Origin of the sequence: Clostridium omnivorum, from assembly GCF_026012015.1 — a bacterium.
Classification (GTDB): Bacteria; Bacillota; Clostridia; order Clostridiales; family Clostridiaceae; genus Clostridium_AX; species Clostridium_AX omnivorum.
Map to the genome: position 1 here is coordinate 4,262,329 of NZ_BRXR01000001.1, position 17,475 is coordinate 4,279,803.

Consider the following 17,475-nt stretch of genomic DNA (forward strand, 5'->3'; position numbering starts at 1 on the left):
ATTTTATTAATACTTAAACTTATTTTGATATATCAAAACCTAATTTAGTCAGCATTTTTTTATCCTGTGAAATATTATTACCTACAGTGGTTAACATGTTACCAGTGATTGTAGCATTGGCACCTGAAAGAAATATTCTTGTACCTCCATCTTTAAAGTAGTTTCTACCAGCTGCCATGCGAATATAGGCAGTAGGATTAATAAAACGGAAGATAGCCACTGTTCTTAAAATATCATCTTCTGAAAGAGGATCTAAATGTCCATAGCAGGTTCCTTTAATAGGCATAAGTGCATTGATAGGAATAGATTCTATTTCTAATTCAGATAAGCTCAATGCCATATCAATACGATCCTCCCATGTCTCTCCCATACCGATGATGCCGCCAGAGCAGACTCTAAGCCCTACTTTTTTAGCTAGCATAATTTCATTAACCTTATCCTCATAGGAATGAGTAGTACAAACATTAGGAAAGTTGCGCTTAGAGGTTTCTAAGTTTGCATGATACATTGAAACGCCGGCTTTCTTTAGCCTAACTAATTGTTTTTCAGTTAAAAGCCCATGAGAGGCACAAAGCTTAATAGAACACTGCTTGTACATTTCTGAGTAAGCCTCAACAGCTTTATCAAAATCCATGCCTTCTAATGACCTGCCAGCTGTAACTATTGAATATCTATGTACTCCGCTATCTTCATTTTTCTTACAATCTTCCAAAATAAATTCAGAATCTAAAAACTCATATTCTTTAATTCCAGTGCTATGATGAGCAGATTGAGCACAGAATTTACAGTTTTCACTACAGCGTCCGCTACGGGCATTTATAATGGTGCAGAGATCAACCTTATTTCCGCATATAGCTTTTCGTATCATATTTGCACCTTCAAGCAGTTCTTCTGTATTTGCATTTAAAAAGAAGCTTAAGTCCTCTGATCTTTTTAAACGCCTACCTTCAATAATTTCTTTTGCTAAAGCTTTCATATAAATTCCTCCATATAAATACTTAAACCAAGTAAAGCATTCTAAGATTATTAAAAAATATGTATAACATATTAGGAATTATATATGAAAAAAACAGCATTGTCAACTCAATATTAAAATGTGGTTAACAATAAAAATTGAGTGAAGCAGAAGTGAAGCTATTGCCCAAGATATAACAATTGTTCCTGTTCTTACAAGTGTAATTAGAGTTACTGAGGTATCCGTGTTAGCGGACTGAAAGATAGCCTATGATGTAAAAATAGAACATGGATATAGATTAAATAGGCTGGCATTTGATATAGACAAGGATGACAATTTTTACATAACTTCTAAACAACCAGTTATCAAGACAAAGAAGTGAGTACTATACCAGGCTTTAGAGATATGTATTATGCCATTGGAGATTTTTTAAAGAAAGTATATTATGATAAATACGGTAGTAACGCAGAGATTAAAGCACTGTATTTTGTGACTCCAAATGATAAAATATTAATATGGAAAAAAGCAAGCTTTAATCTAGCTGATGCCAAGGTTGTAGAGCTCGCTTTAATAAAAGAAAAAAAGGATTGTGAGGGGATATTTCCTTGGAAATAATTGGATATAATGTTTAATTTTCTCCCATTACAATCTTCCATTAACTATTAGAAAATGTTCTATTTACATTTTTATTAATCAAAGTTAAGCATTTTTCTCAGCTGCATATACTTCTAATACTGCTTTATTTGTACAAGCTCCAACAAAGGCACAAATTATGATATCTATAATTATACCTATACTGCCTAAGTTGGCTAATGGGAATACTATTAGACTAATGAAGGAAAATATGATGCCAAAATAAAGTGCCATTTTTATTGAAATTCCTAAATTGTTAAACAAAAATGCCATTCCGAGTCCAAAGTTTTTCAAAATACTAACTTCGTCCGTAACGAAAGAATACTTAACATATACAAATATTATATTTACAAAAGAAAGAAATATAAAATTTTTATCATAAATGGTCAGTATAATCGGAAGCCCAGTTATTAAGTTCAGTATTAAAAACTTTGCCCACCTTTTATTACCTTTAATAAAAAAGTCTTTTATAGAAGCCTCTTTCTCAAAGCTAGTACCAACAATGCTTAAATATCCGCTGCTAAGGAAACTTGTAATAAGCAGTACAGTTATAAATAGCGCAGCATTAAATATGCTAATCTTATTTATTATACCTGTAAAGCTACCGCTATCATATTTAAATAAAGTCATTGGGAAATCTTCCAATAAGAAATTCACACTTGGAGGAGCACCTATAAAGCCTAATTTTAGCATAAACATCTTTTGAGTAGGATTATAAGTAGTATGATAAACTTTTTCCCAGCTAAGTAGATTAGCCAGATCAAGTATAATAGGAATAAAAATAATCCATAATCTTTTAGTTATAAACTTAAAGCTCTCGCTAAATCTTTCCGAAATACTCATAATTTATCTCCTTTAAAACTATATGAATATGTAATATAATTAATATTATACCATATATTGGAGGTGTGTTATGAGGAAATATTTCATGACTATAGTGACATTATTTATGATTATGCTTACCATCATAGCTTATAAAATTGAAAACAGTGTTCAAGTTCCACAATTTAAACAGCCTTCAATTTCAATTGATTCTCGAAGATTTGGAATAATAAAAAAAATACTATGGACGAACAAATACATGAATGATTCAAAATCCTTAGTAATTCTATCTACGAAAAAAACTGAATATGGGGATATATCCTACTTATATAATCTAAATGTTGATACTGGTAAATCAGGGTTATTGGCCGAATTTGCTGCACATAAAAATCTGAATAATATAGTGATATTTGATTCTCCAATGGGGCTGAATAACATTATAGTAGCCTATGACAAAGGTATAATAATAGTTAATTATCGTACTGGAGAACCGGGGTCTGCAACTCAGCAAAGGGTTGAAATAGCAGGGTTTGATACTGCAACCAGCATGGATTATAAAGGTAAACTTATTTATACTAGGGAAAATGATAATCTTCTCTACGTTAAAGAGATTCAAAATGGTAATTTTAATGCTTTTTTTACTAATAATAGAATAAAAGATGTAACTACCTATTATACAAAGCCACTTTATATAGCTAATCTAGACTCTTTAGATAATATTATTACGTATACCTCTGTAAGTAGAAATAGGATAGATCTCTTTGCTATGAAGGGTGGAGCCCCAATAAATTCTTTAAATACGCCTATTATAAAGGATGTAGTAAGTGCTAGAGGTATAGAAAATAGTTTTGGCTTTACTGGAATGAACATTTTAAATGAACATGGAAATAACAAGAAACTAAATCTGTTTATGATAAGGCAGACAATAGATAAATATAATAATGATGACTATTATAGTTTGGACATGATTCCCTATAATACTGATCCCTTTGGGGCAGTTCCTTCATTGGATTCAATCACTTATAATAAAGAATTTTATTTAGTCTACATAAGCTATGACGAAAATCATAAAGGGAACTTGAAGATATGTGGGCTTGAACAAAATCCAAAAGTTATAGTTAGTGGTGAGAATATATTTGGCCCAATAAGCATGAATGAATCTTATATTCTTTACTTCACCTTAGAAAACAACAATGTAAAAATAAAAATTTGTGATCACAAGGGTAACTTGACTAAGGATATCACAGATATGATCGTTAAAAGTGAATAACAGCACAGTCTTTAGAGCGATTTTTTTAGATTGTATTTCATGGATGTAAGTGACATAGTATAAAAAAGAGCATACAATGCTCTTTTATACATTCTAAAAGAAAAGGTTTTAGGTAGACAATATAAACTCCTTAAATGCATCCACAGTTGAAAAATAAAAGTCGGAGTTTTTTCTCATATAATTTTCAATTTCAGGAACTATATGCGACCAACCTGCTGCAGCAAAAGACACATTGCAGCTTCTTGCCATATCTAGTCCTGGTTTTAAATCATCTAATACTAAGATTTCATTATTACTTAAATTAAAGTTTTTCATAATTTCAATAATTGGATAAGGATTGGGCTTTCTCTGATGTTCTTCTAGCTCCCAGCCAAATATTAAATCAGGAGTCAAATTACAGTGTATTATATAATCTCGCATAATCTGCACACTTTCTGAATGAGAGACAACACATATTATTCCACCTAATTTTTTATATTCTGCTACTAATTCAGAAAAACCTGGATAAAAGTCAGGATGTTTTTTTTCAGTGAAGTTTTTCCATACTTTATACTGATACTCTTGCTCATCTTTATTGAATTTTAATACATCTTTGCACAGTTCTGAAAATCCAGGATTAAAACAATATGAAACAAATTCCTCAAGGCTTAAGGACTGAATTTCCGGTCGTAGTGTTTTTAAAGCTTCTAAAAAAGAAGGGTAATGGATCTCTGGTGTACTTTTAACAACAGTATCATCATGATCTAAAATTAAGCATCTATATCTCAAATCAAAACCCCCATTTGATTGAATTAATTATTGCTTTTGATTTTTTATAACAATTATCTGAATATAAGCTTATTAACGGAAGATAGTGGTATTGGTTGAATATAATCGTATTTTAAGTCTTATAGTGAAGACAAAAACATTTCATAGGCATCATCAAAAAAGTCGTAAGGGTAGGGATTGCCTCCGTTTGTGCTTTTGCATTGATTATCGCTATACTCTTGTCCAACGGAAAAAAGTTCCCCAACAGTCATAGGATGCCCAACTTCACAAGCTATTTTACAAAAGGAATCCATTGGATCATTAGAAATACGTGTTTCCAGCAACCTCTTTTTTAATAAAGGATCCTTTTTTGCAGATTTATAAAGTAGTGCTAATTCGGTAGTTATGTTGCTCATATTTTCAGCTCCTTCTTTTAAACTAATATTATTATAACATGTTAGGTAAGAGTTTGCTCCAAAGCTGTAAAATTAGAAGGATTTTATAAACTAAAAGAGGCACCCGAGGGTACCTCTTTAAAGCTATTTTTCAAAAGGGAATGTAAATTGTGTTAAACTAAGTTCTTTTTTTAGCTGAAGCATTTGCTTTTGCAGCACTTCATTTACCGGAACTCCTTTATCTTTTCTGAATAACCAAGCCTCGTATTCCTTTTCACCAGCAGTATATATTCTATTTTGGCCAGGAGCCTTCTTAGAATTCCTAAGGTCTCTTAAGATCTCTCCAGTAGTCTTTTTAAAGCTTTCTAAATCAGTAAAGCTTTCAATATTGATAGCAATAAAGAAATGTCCAAGATGATAAGGAACCTTCTTACCATTTTCAAAGCCTAGAAGCCCCTTTAAGAAGGTACCACCTTGAAGGGCAGCTGATAATATTTCAACGACGGCTGCATAACCATAGCCTTTGTACCCAGCAGTTTCCTCTCCAATTCCTCCAAGAGGAGTTAAGGCAGCGGTTCCTTTAACTAAATCTTCAAGTATTTTATGAGTATCTGTTCGTGTATTACCCTTTTCATCGATTACCCATCCAGGAGGAAGCTCTTTATTTTCTCTATCGTAAACTTCAATTTTCCCTCTTTGACTAATAGAAGTAGCACAATCTAAAACAAATGGAAAATCTTCATCTGTAGGCATACCAAATGTTAGAGGATTTGTTCCAAGCATATTTTCAACACCAAAAGTAGGTGCTATAGATGGACGAGCATTTGTACCAGTAATTCCTATCATACCATTTTCTATTGCCATCAATGGATAGTAGCCTGCAATTCCATAGTGAGTCGAGTTTCTTACTACTGTCATTCCAAGACCATAGACTTTAGCTTTATCAATAGCTATTTGCATAGCTTTTTTAGCTATAACATGTCCCATTCCATCGTGACCATCTATTACGGCAGTGGTAGGGGTTTCTTTAATTATCTCAAAATTTGTAATAACATTTTGTATGCCTTCTTTGATTCTATCGTAATATATAGGCTTCAATCTTCCTACTCCATGAGAGTCTATTCCTCTTTTGTCAGCTGTAATTAATACATCTGCGCATATCTTAGCATCTTCTTCAGGAACTCCTACTCCCTTAAAAACTTCCACCATAAAGCTTTCCATAACATCAAATGGAATCCAGCAAACATTTTCAGCATGCATAAACATCGCCCCTTTGTATTTGAATATTCTAAATATTAGTTTAATTATATGCCTGTTATAATAAGCAGTCAACTTTGAAAAATAGTGGAAGGGGTATTTCCTGACATCAAGAATTAAGTATCGGTGATAGGGAAATTGTGGTATAATTTGCTTATCGTTTTATTAATTTTGATAAGGAGGTAGTTTATGTCAGATTTATTTTTAGCTGAGCCTAGCAGTGAATATAAAAGGAGCTTTGAAAATTACGTTTTAGCATACAAAAGAATAAATGATAACTATTATTTTAATAAATATAAAAGCGCATTAGAAAATTATGAGGGCTATTTAAACAATGTTTACTATTATTCCAAGGAAAATAACTTACCTGAAGGGGAGGTAGCTACTTCAACTTTTTGGTTAATCGATGAAAAAGAAGTTGTAGGAGTAGTAAGAGTTAGACACCAAGAGGTAGAATGTGCAGGTCATATTGGTTATGATATATCACCAGACTATAGGAATAGAGGTTATGGAGCTCAAATTTTAAAACTGGCATTAATAAAGGCTAGAGAGTTAGGAATAGAAGAGGCTATTGTAACCTGCAATATAGACAATATAGCCTCAAAGAAGATTATTGAAAAGAGCAATGGAAAACTATTAGGAACTATCTTTGATGAAGAAGAAAATGAATGGCTATACAAGTATAGTATTGCAGTAACATACTATTAACAAGGATATATTATTTTTTATTATATTTTAGTTTGTAAATTATATAAGGTGAAGCCCTAACAGGAAAGTTATTTTGAGAGTTATATATTGAAAGAATAACTTTAATTTAATTCTCATAGCAATATTTTTAAAACAACAAAGGGAACTGTGGAGAGCTCCCTTTAGGTTTGACTCTTAATATTAAGCTTTTGAATTTTTATAATTATTCCAGATAGTCATTGAAGGGGTCAAGACTTTAAGTACTTCAAGCTGGCTTTCATTACTGCATACTTTATCAATTATCCCATTAAACAATTTATTATCTAAGTTTTTTATTATTAAATCTATATTGTTATCATTCAGATTTTCCAAAAATCTTCTTAGTATAATTGATTTATTATAGTTTTCAAATAATGGTTTTACTAGTTCCTCATATTTACCCAAATTGCACAAATCATAAGCTGAATAAATACCTGTTAGCATTGAAGCAAACTGCCCAAAGCCAAGCCCTGGTGATATTGTCCCAAAACAATTTCCTACGAAATATGTATTATCAATTATTGGCTTATCACATATACCCATCATATATCTTGTAATCTCGAATCTATCAGTAATCCTGAAATTTTGATCTAAATCTTTACAAGCCGTGCTATAAAAGGATTCCCATATAGTGCTTATATCAAGTTTTATATTGTTTGGATAATCTGGATAAGCTATAACCAAATTAGCTTCACTTTCAGAAAAAGGTATCAGCCATGCATATCCCTTTGGAATTATATCATAGTTAAACCATACATGAGCAATACTTGTAAGAAATTCACCCTCAACTGTTGCACCTTTTATGGTGCAGGTTAGGTCACATCTGTAATTTCCAAGTTTAGCAGCATATTCACCATCTCCAGGTGCTAATATTATATATTCAAATTCCTTGCATAATTGTTCATATTCATAAGTGGAATTAAAGTTAATTTTAGTTTTAACCTGCTTTTCTAATTGACATTCATAAGAATTTTGATGCCTGCCTCTAATATTCACATAACCTATAGTACCATCAATGCTTCCCACTTCATTTTTAGAATGTACCACTAATTTTTTAACCGTATCTGTAGGCACTAAATTTATATGGAAATTTTCTTTAAGATGCAGCAAATCATCTTTAATTGGCCTATTTAGAATGCTAAAGGTAGCTTCTCCATTCACAAATCTATCTCCAACACGATTTCTTTTTTCAAAAATAGCTGGTTTAATACCATGTCTTTCTAAGGTTATAGCACAAGATAATCCAGACATTCCTGCTCCCATAATAGCAACTTCCATAGTAAACACCTCCATGCATGAATAGTTTTTATCATAATAAACTTTGTATACATTAAAATGAAATTTTGTTATTGTATTGTGCAAAATGAAATGTCCCTATGGCATGTGGTTCACTATTTTTTTCTTTTTTAACCTTATAGCTGTAAGCACAACTCCTAGAAGGCATATGAGAGCATCCATAATATACACATATCTCATTCCAAAAATGAATACGCCATTTCTACCTTCTACGTAACCAAATACTTTAGTGCCCATTTTTATACTCATTAAGGAATAGAGAAGTAAGGTTGACAGTGCAACACCAGACGATTGTCCTAAATTTCTAATAAAAGCATTTACACTTCCAGCAATGCCAAGCTTATCCCTTGGAGCTGAGGACATTACTAAGGAGTTATTAGGAGGTAAAAACAAACCGTTTCCTATAGCCATTATTGATATATATATGCACATGAGCCAAATTGGAGTATCTTGGCTTAAAGTTGCCATTAGCAGCATTGATGTACCTATAAGTAATAGTCCTATGAAAGTTAAAAACTCTGATCCAATTTTATCAGACAGATAGCCGCTGAAAGGGGAAATCATGGTTAGGATTACAGGGTAGGTCATCATAATAATACCCGTAGTGCTTGGAGCAATTTTCAAAACATTTTCAAGATAAAAAGGTTGGACTATGTTATTGCTGTTGATAGACATATAGGAGATAAAGGTACATAATATTCCAACAGAAAAAAGAGAATTTTTAAATATAGAAAGATCTAAAAGTGGATACTTTGATTTCTCTTCTATAAATATAAATATAATAAATAGAAAGATAGCAACAGCAAAGGAAGCAAGGATTACAGTATTTCCATAACCAATAGTTTGACCTCTTACTAGAGAATAAAACATTAGGATAACGCTTATACCAAAAAGTACAGCTCCAAGAAAATCAATATTCTCAGTTTTATTTTTTATGCTGCAAGGCAAAATTTTAAAGCCAACTGCAGTAGCTATGATGCCTATAGGTATATTTATAAGAAAAATATAATTCCAACTGAAGTAGGAGACAATAAAACCTCCTAAAGGCGGTCCAATCATTGTGCCCAATGCTAAAAAGGTTCCAGATATACCAAGGGCTCTTCCTCTTTCGTTTGAAGGGAACACTTGAGTAATTATTCCTTGATTATTTGCCATAGCAGCGGAGGCACCTAAAGCTTGAACAATCCTTGCAAGCACTAGAAAGGTAAGATTTTCTGATAATCCACAAAGCAATGATCCAGCAGTAAATACAAGTAATCCAATATTAAAAACTATAGATTTTCCCTTTATATCACCTAATCTGCCAAAGAATAATATTGTGCTAACTATTGAAATGAGATAACAAATTACTATTAGCTGTATAGAGGACATAGTAACTGAAAATATATTAACCATCACTGGCAGTGCTACGTTTACAATGGTGCTGTCCAGGGTTGCCATAAATGGAAGTAGAACTACAACCGATAATATCATCCATCGATTTTTATAGACACTCTTATTGTATGCTTCCATTGCAAAAAAACACATCCTTTCTTTCACTCTATTTAACTAATTCAGTATTATTATATTAGAATCATTGAGAAATGGTACTATAGAAACAAGAATAATCACAAATCCGCTGAACTCAAATGCTTGTTCTATTCAGATTTGAGCAGATGATAACTGATGACTATTGCAGTTTTAAATTCGAGCCCAATACACTATAAAAAATTTAATAAAAACATGGAGTATAGGTGTTAAACAATGCGCAACATTATACTTAAATGAATAACCTAAATATGTAATAACTATTTTTTGGAGGTTGTGAATGGGCTACTATATTAAGGCAGAAGCTGATGTGAAAATTTACGTGGAGGATCTTAACCCAAAAGGCAATAAGACAATCTTATTTTTACACGGGTGGCCTGGAAGTCATAAACTGTTTGAATATCAGTTTGACAGTCTTCCTAAGATGGGGTTTAGATGCATAGGTATTGATACCAGGGGATTTGGATATTCGGATAAGCCTTGGAACGGCTATAATTACGACAGGTTGTCAGATGATGTTAGAGTTGTAATAGATTCATTAAAGCTAAAGGATATTACTCTGGCAGGACATTCAACTGGAGGAGCAATTGCCATAAGATATATGGCTCGCCATAAAGGCTATGGAGTATCAAAACTGGCTCTTTTTGCGGCAGCGGCACCTAGTCTTATTAAGCGTCCTAATTTTCCTTATGGTCTGAACAAAGAAACTGTCTTGCAAATAATTGATGGAACATACAGTGACCGTCCTAAAATGCTTCAGGGCTTTGGTGATAACTTTTTCTATAAGCATATATCTGAAGCTTTTTCAGAATGGTTCTTCCAATTAGGATTACAAGCATCAGGTTGGGCCACAGCAGCTATAGCAAAAACTTGGATAAATGAAGTGCTTTTTTCGGATCTGAAAGCAATAAATGTTCCTACTTTAATCATCCATGGGATTCATGATGAAGTAGTACCTTTTGAATTAGGGGAAATACAAAAGCAAACTATTAGAAATTCAAAACTTATACCTTTTAATTACAGCGGACATGGGGCATTTTATGATGAACGCGATAAATTTAATAAAGAATTAGTGAAGTTTATAGAAGAATAGTTAATAACGAGTTGAATACGATATTGTTACTAAAGAATTTACTGTATTCAACTCGTCTATTTTTATCTATAACTTTAAATTACAGTTCGAATATAGAAAAGCAATATTAATGAAAGAACTGCTAAAATTATCTTTAGTATTCGATATTCCTTATTTCTAACTGATTCTATAAATAATATTAAAGCTAGCAAAAGCCAGACCTTCTCAATTAGAAAAAGCCCTAAAAGTGTTAATAGTGAGAAACCCAATAAGGGTGATACTAAAATTAATGATATTAAAAAAACTACAGCTAATGTGATAAGTCTTGCTTTGAGAGAATATTGCTTATAGTAGGAAAATGCTAAAAAGCATACAATAAATAATAAAACTATCCAATGAATAATCATTTCTTTATAACCCCCATACCTATTTGTAAAATTGGTATTCACATAAAGATTTCCCTTATATCACTTCAAAATTTTCTTTGCTTCATCACACCAATCCAAATATGCTTCATAGGCTTTTACTCCAAATAGGGCAGTGAGAAAGTAATATTTATGGGCATCATCTTGAAGAATGCCTTCTAAAGACATTACTGCTCCCTTCAAAACGATAAGTTCGTTTTTTATCTTTTCCTCAAAATTCTCAATATGCTCTAGTGAAATCTTTGTACCAGCAACACTGCCGAAAAATAGTTTTAAAAGAGTCTCATAGCGAAGTTCGTCCTTTGTTACAGGAATAGCAAGCCATTCCTGTAAATGATATCGTCCAGTATTTGTAATAGTATAAATGATTTTATCTCTGCCATTTTCCACAGTCTCATTTTTCGTAACAAAGCCATCCGCCACTAATGAACTGAGGGTTGGATAAATACTTCCATAGCTGCCGCTCCAGAAGTATTTTAACATTGTGTCAATACGTTTTTTTATTTCATATCCTGTCAAGGATTCATGGCTTAACAGCCCCAAAATCACTTGATCCATTTTCTTGTCATTTGCCATTATAATTTCCTCATTTCTTCATACTATATCTTAGTACTTTTTTTGGACATATATCTATACATTCACCACATAATATACATTCCGTATTACTTAATTGTCCTTTAGACACCATTCCTACCACATCTAAGCTCATAGGACATTTTTTATTGCACTGCTTGCATGAGATACATTTTTCATGATTTACTTTGATATGCAGCTGCGGAACATGCATCAGTTTGCCTAGTTTTACTCCAATAACCATGAATGGTGCCATCCAGCAAAAGTAATGGCAGAAAGTTCTTTTGCCAAACAAAATTGCGGGAATGAAAATCAATAATATAACGCCATAATAGATTATAAAGCAATAAATATTCCATGATCAGTCATATAAAAAGGATCTATAGTCACATTGTTTTTACCTAAAATAAAGCTTGCTATAACTGCAGCTATCCAAACACACCAGATAACATATTTAATATTATTTCTCCAGCTTTGTTTTGGTGATTTATCATTTATGGAGAAAGCACATTCTTGCAGACCGCCTGCAGGGCATAAATATCCGCAAAAGAATCTCCCTAAAAATATTGAACCAAACAACATAATGGAAAATACAATAAAACTTCCATTAATAATTCTTTCCATAGCACCTTGAATAATAATGTATGGTGAAAGATACCACATAGTAATAGGAAATAATAAAAATGCTGTAACCAGAAGAAGTTTTCTAACCTTTTGTCTTTTCAAAGTCCATCCCTCCATATATCAATCTGATATATAAATAATATATCAAGTTGATATATTAGTCAACACTATAGAGTATAACTACTTTTTTATTTATGATAATTATAGCGTTGCTTGCAATGAACTATTAGTCTATATTAGCAAGATGATTTAAGGCATCATGATCAAGGATTTTGTATCCATTTGTGATCTTCTTAAGGATTCCTTTTTTTATAAAGTTAGCTATCACAAATAATAGGTGTCTATAAGTTACAGCAAGATATTCTGCAGTCTCGGTATGTTTTTCTGAGTAAATACTTCCGTGGGCAGTGAGTTGAATACACCTGGCAAGTCGATTTTCAAGCGGGTAGGACATGTTGTGTGTATAGGTGCGTGAATTATTAGTAGCCTTTTTTCCTAGATATATGCAGAGTTCTCTAAGAAATACTGAATCGCTTAATAAAGTATTACGGAATTGCTGCATGGGTATGGCAATACAAGTAACTGTAGTCATAGCTTGTACTCCAATGGCATCCCTTTGAGCGTTAAGAAGCTCCATTTCACCTATAAAGCAGGGTGCATACAGAAAATTAACCAGCGAAGTTTTACCATTGCTGTGGGTAATATAAACCTTTGCCTTACCATCTACTACAAAGTAAAGATATTCTGGTGTCTGACCTTCACATAATATAAATTCATCAGCTTCAAAGCGATGTATTTGAGTAAAAGTAAGTATGTGATCAGAAAAATAATGGAAAAATTCCGAGCTCTCTGCAGCTATTTTAATTTGTTCAGGTGATGTGACACGTTCCATGGTTACCTCCTATAATGTGAGATTTCTCATATAATTGTACAGCCCACTTTGTTATAATGCAACTAACAGATACAATTGGGGGGATAGACATGGGAAAAAAGAAGGCAGCTAAAAATGCAACACTTCCTTACGCCATTCTGCAGTCAATGGTATGGGGGAATTTTGGCGTGTTAATCTGCTATGCAGGCAAATTCAGCCTTGCTCAGGGACTTTCCAATACTCAATATGGTATTATTTTTGGAATAGTGTCGGGAAGTGCATTTATACTTCAGTTGATGCTGGCACAAATCGTTGGGAAAAGCACCAAAAGAGAAGCACTTAGCTTCGCAATACTTGTTCAATCTGGGGTTACAGTAATCTGTGGTGCTGTGTTGTATTTCGCTGGGCTTCAGAGATATCCAGCTGTAGTTCTTCTCGCAGTTATGTGTATATTGCTGCAGACTTTTCCGGCTACGGTCGATTCTTATGGCATGTTGAAGATACAGGTAGGTATGCATATAAATCTTGGAATTTCTCGAGGCTTCGGTTCATTAGCTTATAGTGTCATTACTTATTTATGCGGATGGAGTATTGCAGAATTTGGCATAAAGGTAGTTCCTTTTATGGGAACTCTTCTGGCTCTTGCACTATTTGGTGGTGTATTGGCATTCCCAAAGGAAATAGCTACAACAAAGCAAGAACACAGCGATAATTTAGTTAAGCAAAAGTTATGGGATAAAAGCTTTACCATGGCTCTTGCAGGCTTCTTTTTTCTTTATGCAAGTCATAATTTTCTATGCAATTATATGTATCAGATAGTGGTAGCACGTGGCGGAAGCGAGTCTACAATGGGTCTAGCCACTTCCATTGGAGCAATGCTTGAACTCCCAGCTATGTTTCTAGTAGTTAAGCTTATGAAAATTAAACGTTGTGATTTTTGGCTGAAAGCTTCAGGCGTTTTTATGACAATGAAAGCACTGCTTTATTTTATGTCGGGATCTATGATGGGTATATTTGCAGCACAGTTAATGCAACTAGGCGGGTTTTCACTGTTTTCAATCACCTCTGTTTATTATATAGGTTCAACGGTATCAATTGAAAATTCTGTACGTGGACAGACTTATCGTGCCGCAACTTGTACGTTCAGCAATTTGCTAGCTTATTTTCTTGGAGGCGTGGTTTGCGATTATACTAGCCCTCAGGGGGTTATAGCATTATCAATTGCATGTGGACTGATTGGAACTATAATACTACTTTTTTCCTGCCATAAAGTTGAAAAAGCAGTAGGGGTAAGTTAAAGTTTTATAAAAAAGCATGTTTCTCAACATGCTTTTTTTATTTATTTACATACCCAAAAAATTCAAAGTTGCCATCTTCACATTCTGTAAGCATATAAGGGGTGGTTTGTGCATACCACTTTTTTGCAAATACATTTTTTCCTACTGGATATAGAAGATGATGCACATCACCGTTGAAACGCACAAATTCTAATCCTTCTTCACCTAATTCTAAAACTATCTTATCCTTAAAATATACTCCTTCATATTTCGAAAGGTTAGATTTGTCCAATTTTAATTCGGGTATTTTTTTAGGTTCCTCAGTTTGTCCAGTAAAAAGAAGTTCAGTAATAGCATTACCAATGTGGTAATTGTTGCCGCATTCAAGATTAGATAGTACTACAATACATATATCCTCATTATAAAAATCCTGCCTGTAGGTCATCACTCCTAAATGATCTCCTCCGTGATAGAATCTTGTTCGCCCATATACATTGTCCTTGTTTAATCCATAGCAATAACCATTTTTATTTTCATTGAAAAAACGAGTATAGGTATTTTCTGATAAGTATACTCTATTTTTGAGGCTGTAATACCATTTGCACAAATCAGCGAAATTTGAAAATACGGCTCCAGCGCCAACGCTGAATTTTTCATTATAGTATTGGCACCTTACTATTTCATTTCTATCCATCTGATATGGAAAAGCCTTGTTTCTTATAATATTATGTCCATCGTCCAAAACAGTATTTTCCATGCCAAGAGGCTGAAAAATATACTTTTTTAAAGCATCGCAAAAATCCATTCCAACTATATTTTCAATTGCCCATGCAAGAATATTGTAATTAGCATTATTGTATTCAAACTGGCTCCCAGGTTCAAAACTTAGCGGTCTTTTTATAAATTTATCGAAGAATTCCTGACGATTAAAAGTGTTTCTGTCATAGATTTGAAAAAAATCATCCTCCCAGTTATAAAACTGATGAAGTCCTGAAGTATGGGATAATAAATGATGAGCTGTAATTCTATTATCAATGTATAATTCCTTTGGCAGATACATGTTTATGGGATTATCAATATCTAGCTTTTTCTGTTCATATAATAGCATTATTAAAAATGCAGTAAACTGTTTAGACATTGATCCAAGAGAATAACATGTATCTATATTATTTGGAATAGAATATTCATGGCAGGCCATACCAAAGGATTTGCTAAATACAATTTTACCTTTGCTTAAAACACCTATAGTGCCTGAAAATGGCCAGATTTTTATATATTTATTCATATAACTTTCTATCGTTTTCAATTTCATAAGATCAACACCTTTTATAATTTATTCATATAAATTAATACTTAACTGCAAACTATATAACTTGACCAAATTGATAATGCTGATTAACATAAAGAATTTCCAGCAACATCACTTAATATTATACCATATTTTATAATATTATTATAAGGATGTGTAATTATGGTATAGTTTGAATAATTGTATTAGCATGCAATATAATTGAGTTAACAGTTAAGTATTGTAAAGTAGGAGTCATCATATGAAGCCTTTTTAAAGAACAAAATTAAGCCTATAATTCAAAGATATAATAAAATAGATAATTATAAGTCTATCAGTCCTTTGAAAAGTTCAACTGTTGTTTTAATAAGTTCATCTCTATAATCAAAATCTGATGTGTGAATATGAGGGTAGTCATATCCGTTTCCAATAAAACACATTGAGCCTTTTGTCAATTTAGTATAATGTCCAAAGTCTTCCGAAGGTCTAATGGCTTCTTTTAACTCATTTATTTGTATGCCCTTATTGCGGCAAACCATACGAATTTTATTATTGCTTTCTATATGGTTTTTAGTTTCTGGAAAGTAATCCTGATATGAGAAGGTTACTTTCAAGCCATACTTATCTGCCTCTGATTTAGCAAGTTCTTCAATACTTTTCTGAAGAGCCTCCATTTCATCTTCATAAAGAGCACGTATAGTCAGCAGCAGGTTACCTCTGCTAGCTGACATGCCAAAAGCTCTTTCACCCACATCAATTTGAACAACAGTACATAGAACCATACCTTTGTTTTTAGCACAGGAAATTACATTTGGAATAGAGACAACTATTTGAGCAATAGCAAATGCGGGATTTTTTCCTAGCTCAGGTTGACTAGCATGGGTTGGTGAACCTTCAAAGTGAATTATCATTCCTTTAGATGCACATTGAATTGTGCCATCAATAACGTTAATTGAATTGTACTCAAGGCCGCTCATACTATGTATTGCAAAAATTTCTTCAATATTATTTAAAGAAATAAAGGATTTACATTGAGCAGCGCCATCACCAGTTTCTTCTGCATGCTGAAATAAGAAAAACACGTTTTTATCTGCACCATTTTGATCAACTTCCATTGCTAGTGCACATAGTCCAGCTGCATGTCCGTCATGACCGCATTTATGAGCTATGCCGGGCACCTTAGAAGCATATGGAATAGAATCATTTTCTTGAAAAGGTAGAGCATCGATATCGGCACGAAAGGCAATGTTTGGTTTATCTTTACCAGCTCTATATATGGCATAGAACCAATTCTCATTATCAACAATTTCAAGTTTTGTGTACCTTTTAAGAAATTCTAGCAAGTGTTTTTTTGTCCAAACCTCATGATTTGAAAGTTCGGGGTGTTTATGTAATTCGTGACGTAATTTTTTTGCTAGTTCAAAATTCATTTCATTCATTTTTTTACTCCTTCACACCTAAAGTATTTAAAACAATTATATACCAAAAGCACTGCTGTTCCAATATTTACAATTTTAGAACAAGTATATGTAGATAAACTTTATTAGAAATAGTATTTGACAGTTTAGTTATAAGGTCTAAATAATTAGCTAATGGTTTATGTAATAAAAAATGTGTTTATTTTCACAAAGTATTGTAGTATAATAAAAAACAGTGAGAAGACACCTGAGATTTAGCATTCACTGCTGTTTCAAAGGGCTTTCCATATAATAAATAT

The 17,475-nt window shown here is 32.7% G+C and carries 18 protein-coding genes; 5 read left to right on the forward strand and 13 right to left on the reverse strand.

Annotated features, from left to right (window positions below):
* Window positions 1–19: 19 nt before the first annotated feature.
* Window positions 20–976 (reverse strand): biotin synthase BioB, encoded by a 957-nt coding sequence (gene bioB / locus bsdE14_RS20225; protein ID WP_264851817.1) that lies wholly within the window; start codon window positions 974–976, stop codon window positions 20–22.
* 357 nt (window positions 977–1,333) lie between these two features.
* On the opposite strand from bioB, the gene bsdE14_RS20230 reads away from it, so the two are divergent.
* The gene (locus bsdE14_RS20230; protein WP_264851818.1) at window positions 1,334–1,570 is read left to right on the forward strand and encodes a hypothetical protein; all 237 of its coding nucleotides are present in this window, start codon (window positions 1,334–1,336) and stop codon (window positions 1,568–1,570) included.
* Window positions 1,571–1,654: 84 nt separating this feature from the next.
* Here the strand turns inward: bsdE14_RS20230 and bsdE14_RS20235 are convergent, their stop codons facing one another.
* Window positions 1,655–2,431 (reverse strand): hypothetical protein, encoded by a 777-nt coding sequence (locus tag bsdE14_RS20235; protein ID WP_264851819.1) that lies wholly within the window; start codon window positions 2,429–2,431, stop codon window positions 1,655–1,657.
* A 70-nt stretch (window positions 2,432–2,501) separates the two neighbouring features.
* Here bsdE14_RS20235 and bsdE14_RS20240 point away from each other — a divergent pair, with 70 nt between their 5' ends.
* Window positions 2,502–3,680, forward strand: coding sequence for a hypothetical protein (locus bsdE14_RS20240; RefSeq protein WP_264851820.1), 1,179 nt, complete (start codon window positions 2,502–2,504; stop codon window positions 3,678–3,680).
* 108 nt (window positions 3,681–3,788) lie between these two features.
* Here bsdE14_RS20240 and bsdE14_RS20245 read toward each other — a convergent pair whose 3' ends face one another.
* The 3 genes from bsdE14_RS20245 to bsdE14_RS20255 all read right to left on the reverse strand — a co-directional run bounded on the left by bsdE14_RS20245 (window position 3,789) and on the right by bsdE14_RS20255 (window position 6,082).
* Window positions 3,789–4,448 (reverse strand): HAD family hydrolase, encoded by a 660-nt coding sequence (locus bsdE14_RS20245; RefSeq protein WP_264851821.1) that lies wholly within the window; start codon window positions 4,446–4,448, stop codon window positions 3,789–3,791.
* Window positions 4,449–4,567: 119 nt separating this feature from the next.
* Window positions 4,568–4,843 carry a hypothetical protein gene (locus tag bsdE14_RS20250; protein WP_264851822.1) on the reverse strand — a complete coding sequence of 92 codons (276 nt, stop codon included), beginning with the start codon at window positions 4,841–4,843 and terminating at the stop codon, window positions 4,568–4,570.
* A gap of 123 nt (window positions 4,844–4,966) precedes the next feature.
* Window positions 4,967–6,082 (reverse strand): Ldh family oxidoreductase, encoded by a 1,116-nt coding sequence (locus tag bsdE14_RS20255; protein WP_264851823.1) that lies wholly within the window; start codon window positions 6,080–6,082, stop codon window positions 4,967–4,969.
* A 186-nt stretch (window positions 6,083–6,268) separates the two neighbouring features.
* Here bsdE14_RS20255 and bsdE14_RS20260 point away from each other — a divergent pair, with 186 nt between their 5' ends.
* Window positions 6,269–6,787, forward strand: a complete 519-nt coding sequence (locus bsdE14_RS20260; RefSeq protein WP_264851825.1) for a GNAT family N-acetyltransferase — start codon at window positions 6,269–6,271, stop codon at window positions 6,785–6,787.
* 180 nt (window positions 6,788–6,967) lie between these two features.
* Here the strand turns inward: bsdE14_RS20260 and bsdE14_RS20265 are convergent, their stop codons facing one another.
* Window positions 6,968–8,083, reverse strand: coding sequence for an NAD(P)/FAD-dependent oxidoreductase (locus bsdE14_RS20265; protein WP_264851826.1), 1,116 nt, complete (start codon window positions 8,081–8,083; stop codon window positions 6,968–6,970).
* Between the two features lie 96 nt (window positions 8,084–8,179).
* On the reverse strand, window positions 8,180–9,613 hold the full coding sequence (locus tag bsdE14_RS20270) for an MFS transporter (RefSeq protein ID WP_264852310.1): 1,434 nt from the start codon (window positions 9,611–9,613) through the stop codon (window positions 8,180–8,182).
* Window positions 9,614–9,908: 295 nt separating this feature from the next.
* On the opposite strand from bsdE14_RS20270, the gene bsdE14_RS20275 reads away from it, so the two are divergent.
* Window positions 9,909–10,721 (forward strand): alpha/beta fold hydrolase, encoded by an 813-nt coding sequence (locus bsdE14_RS20275; RefSeq protein ID WP_264851827.1) that lies wholly within the window; start codon window positions 9,909–9,911, stop codon window positions 10,719–10,721.
* A gap of 446 nt (window positions 10,722–11,167) precedes the next feature.
* Here the strand turns inward: bsdE14_RS20275 and bsdE14_RS20280 are convergent, their stop codons facing one another.
* The 4 genes from bsdE14_RS20280 to yeiL form a co-directional block, all read right to left on the reverse strand.
* The gene (locus tag bsdE14_RS20280; RefSeq protein ID WP_264851828.1) at window positions 11,168–11,701 is read right to left on the reverse strand and encodes a PadR family transcriptional regulator; all 534 of its coding nucleotides are present in this window, start codon (window positions 11,699–11,701) and stop codon (window positions 11,168–11,170) included.
* A gap of 10 nt (window positions 11,702–11,711) precedes the next feature.
* Window positions 11,712–11,993: a 4Fe-4S binding protein gene (locus bsdE14_RS20285; RefSeq protein WP_264851829.1), complete on the reverse strand. Its 282-nt coding sequence runs from the start codon at window positions 11,991–11,993 to the stop codon at window positions 11,712–11,714.
* Between the two features lie 41 nt (window positions 11,994–12,034).
* Window positions 12,035–12,424 (reverse strand): 4Fe-4S binding protein, encoded by a 390-nt coding sequence (locus bsdE14_RS20290; RefSeq protein ID WP_264851830.1) that lies wholly within the window; start codon window positions 12,422–12,424, stop codon window positions 12,035–12,037.
* A gap of 124 nt (window positions 12,425–12,548) precedes the next feature.
* A complete protein-coding gene (yeiL, locus tag bsdE14_RS20295) occupies window positions 12,549–13,214 on the reverse strand; it encodes a transcriptional regulator YeiL (RefSeq protein WP_264851831.1) in 666 nt (221 codons plus the stop codon).
* Between the two features lie 89 nt (window positions 13,215–13,303).
* Here yeiL and bsdE14_RS20300 point away from each other — a divergent pair, with 89 nt between their 5' ends.
* Entirely contained in the window at window positions 13,304–14,491 is a 1,188-nt protein-coding gene (locus bsdE14_RS20300) for an MFS transporter (protein WP_264851832.1), read from the forward strand.
* A gap of 37 nt (window positions 14,492–14,528) precedes the next feature.
* On the opposite strand, the gene bsdE14_RS20305 is transcribed toward bsdE14_RS20300, so the two are convergent.
* Complete coding sequence (locus bsdE14_RS20305) at window positions 14,529–15,782, reverse strand: serine hydrolase domain-containing protein (RefSeq protein WP_264851834.1); 1,254 nt, start codon at window positions 15,780–15,782, stop codon at window positions 14,529–14,531.
* Between the two features lie 299 nt (window positions 15,783–16,081).
* Window positions 16,082–17,197: a M20 metallopeptidase family protein gene (locus bsdE14_RS20310; RefSeq protein WP_264851835.1), complete on the reverse strand. Its 1,116-nt coding sequence runs from the start codon at window positions 17,195–17,197 to the stop codon at window positions 16,082–16,084.
* Window positions 17,198–17,475 lie beyond the last annotated feature (278 nt).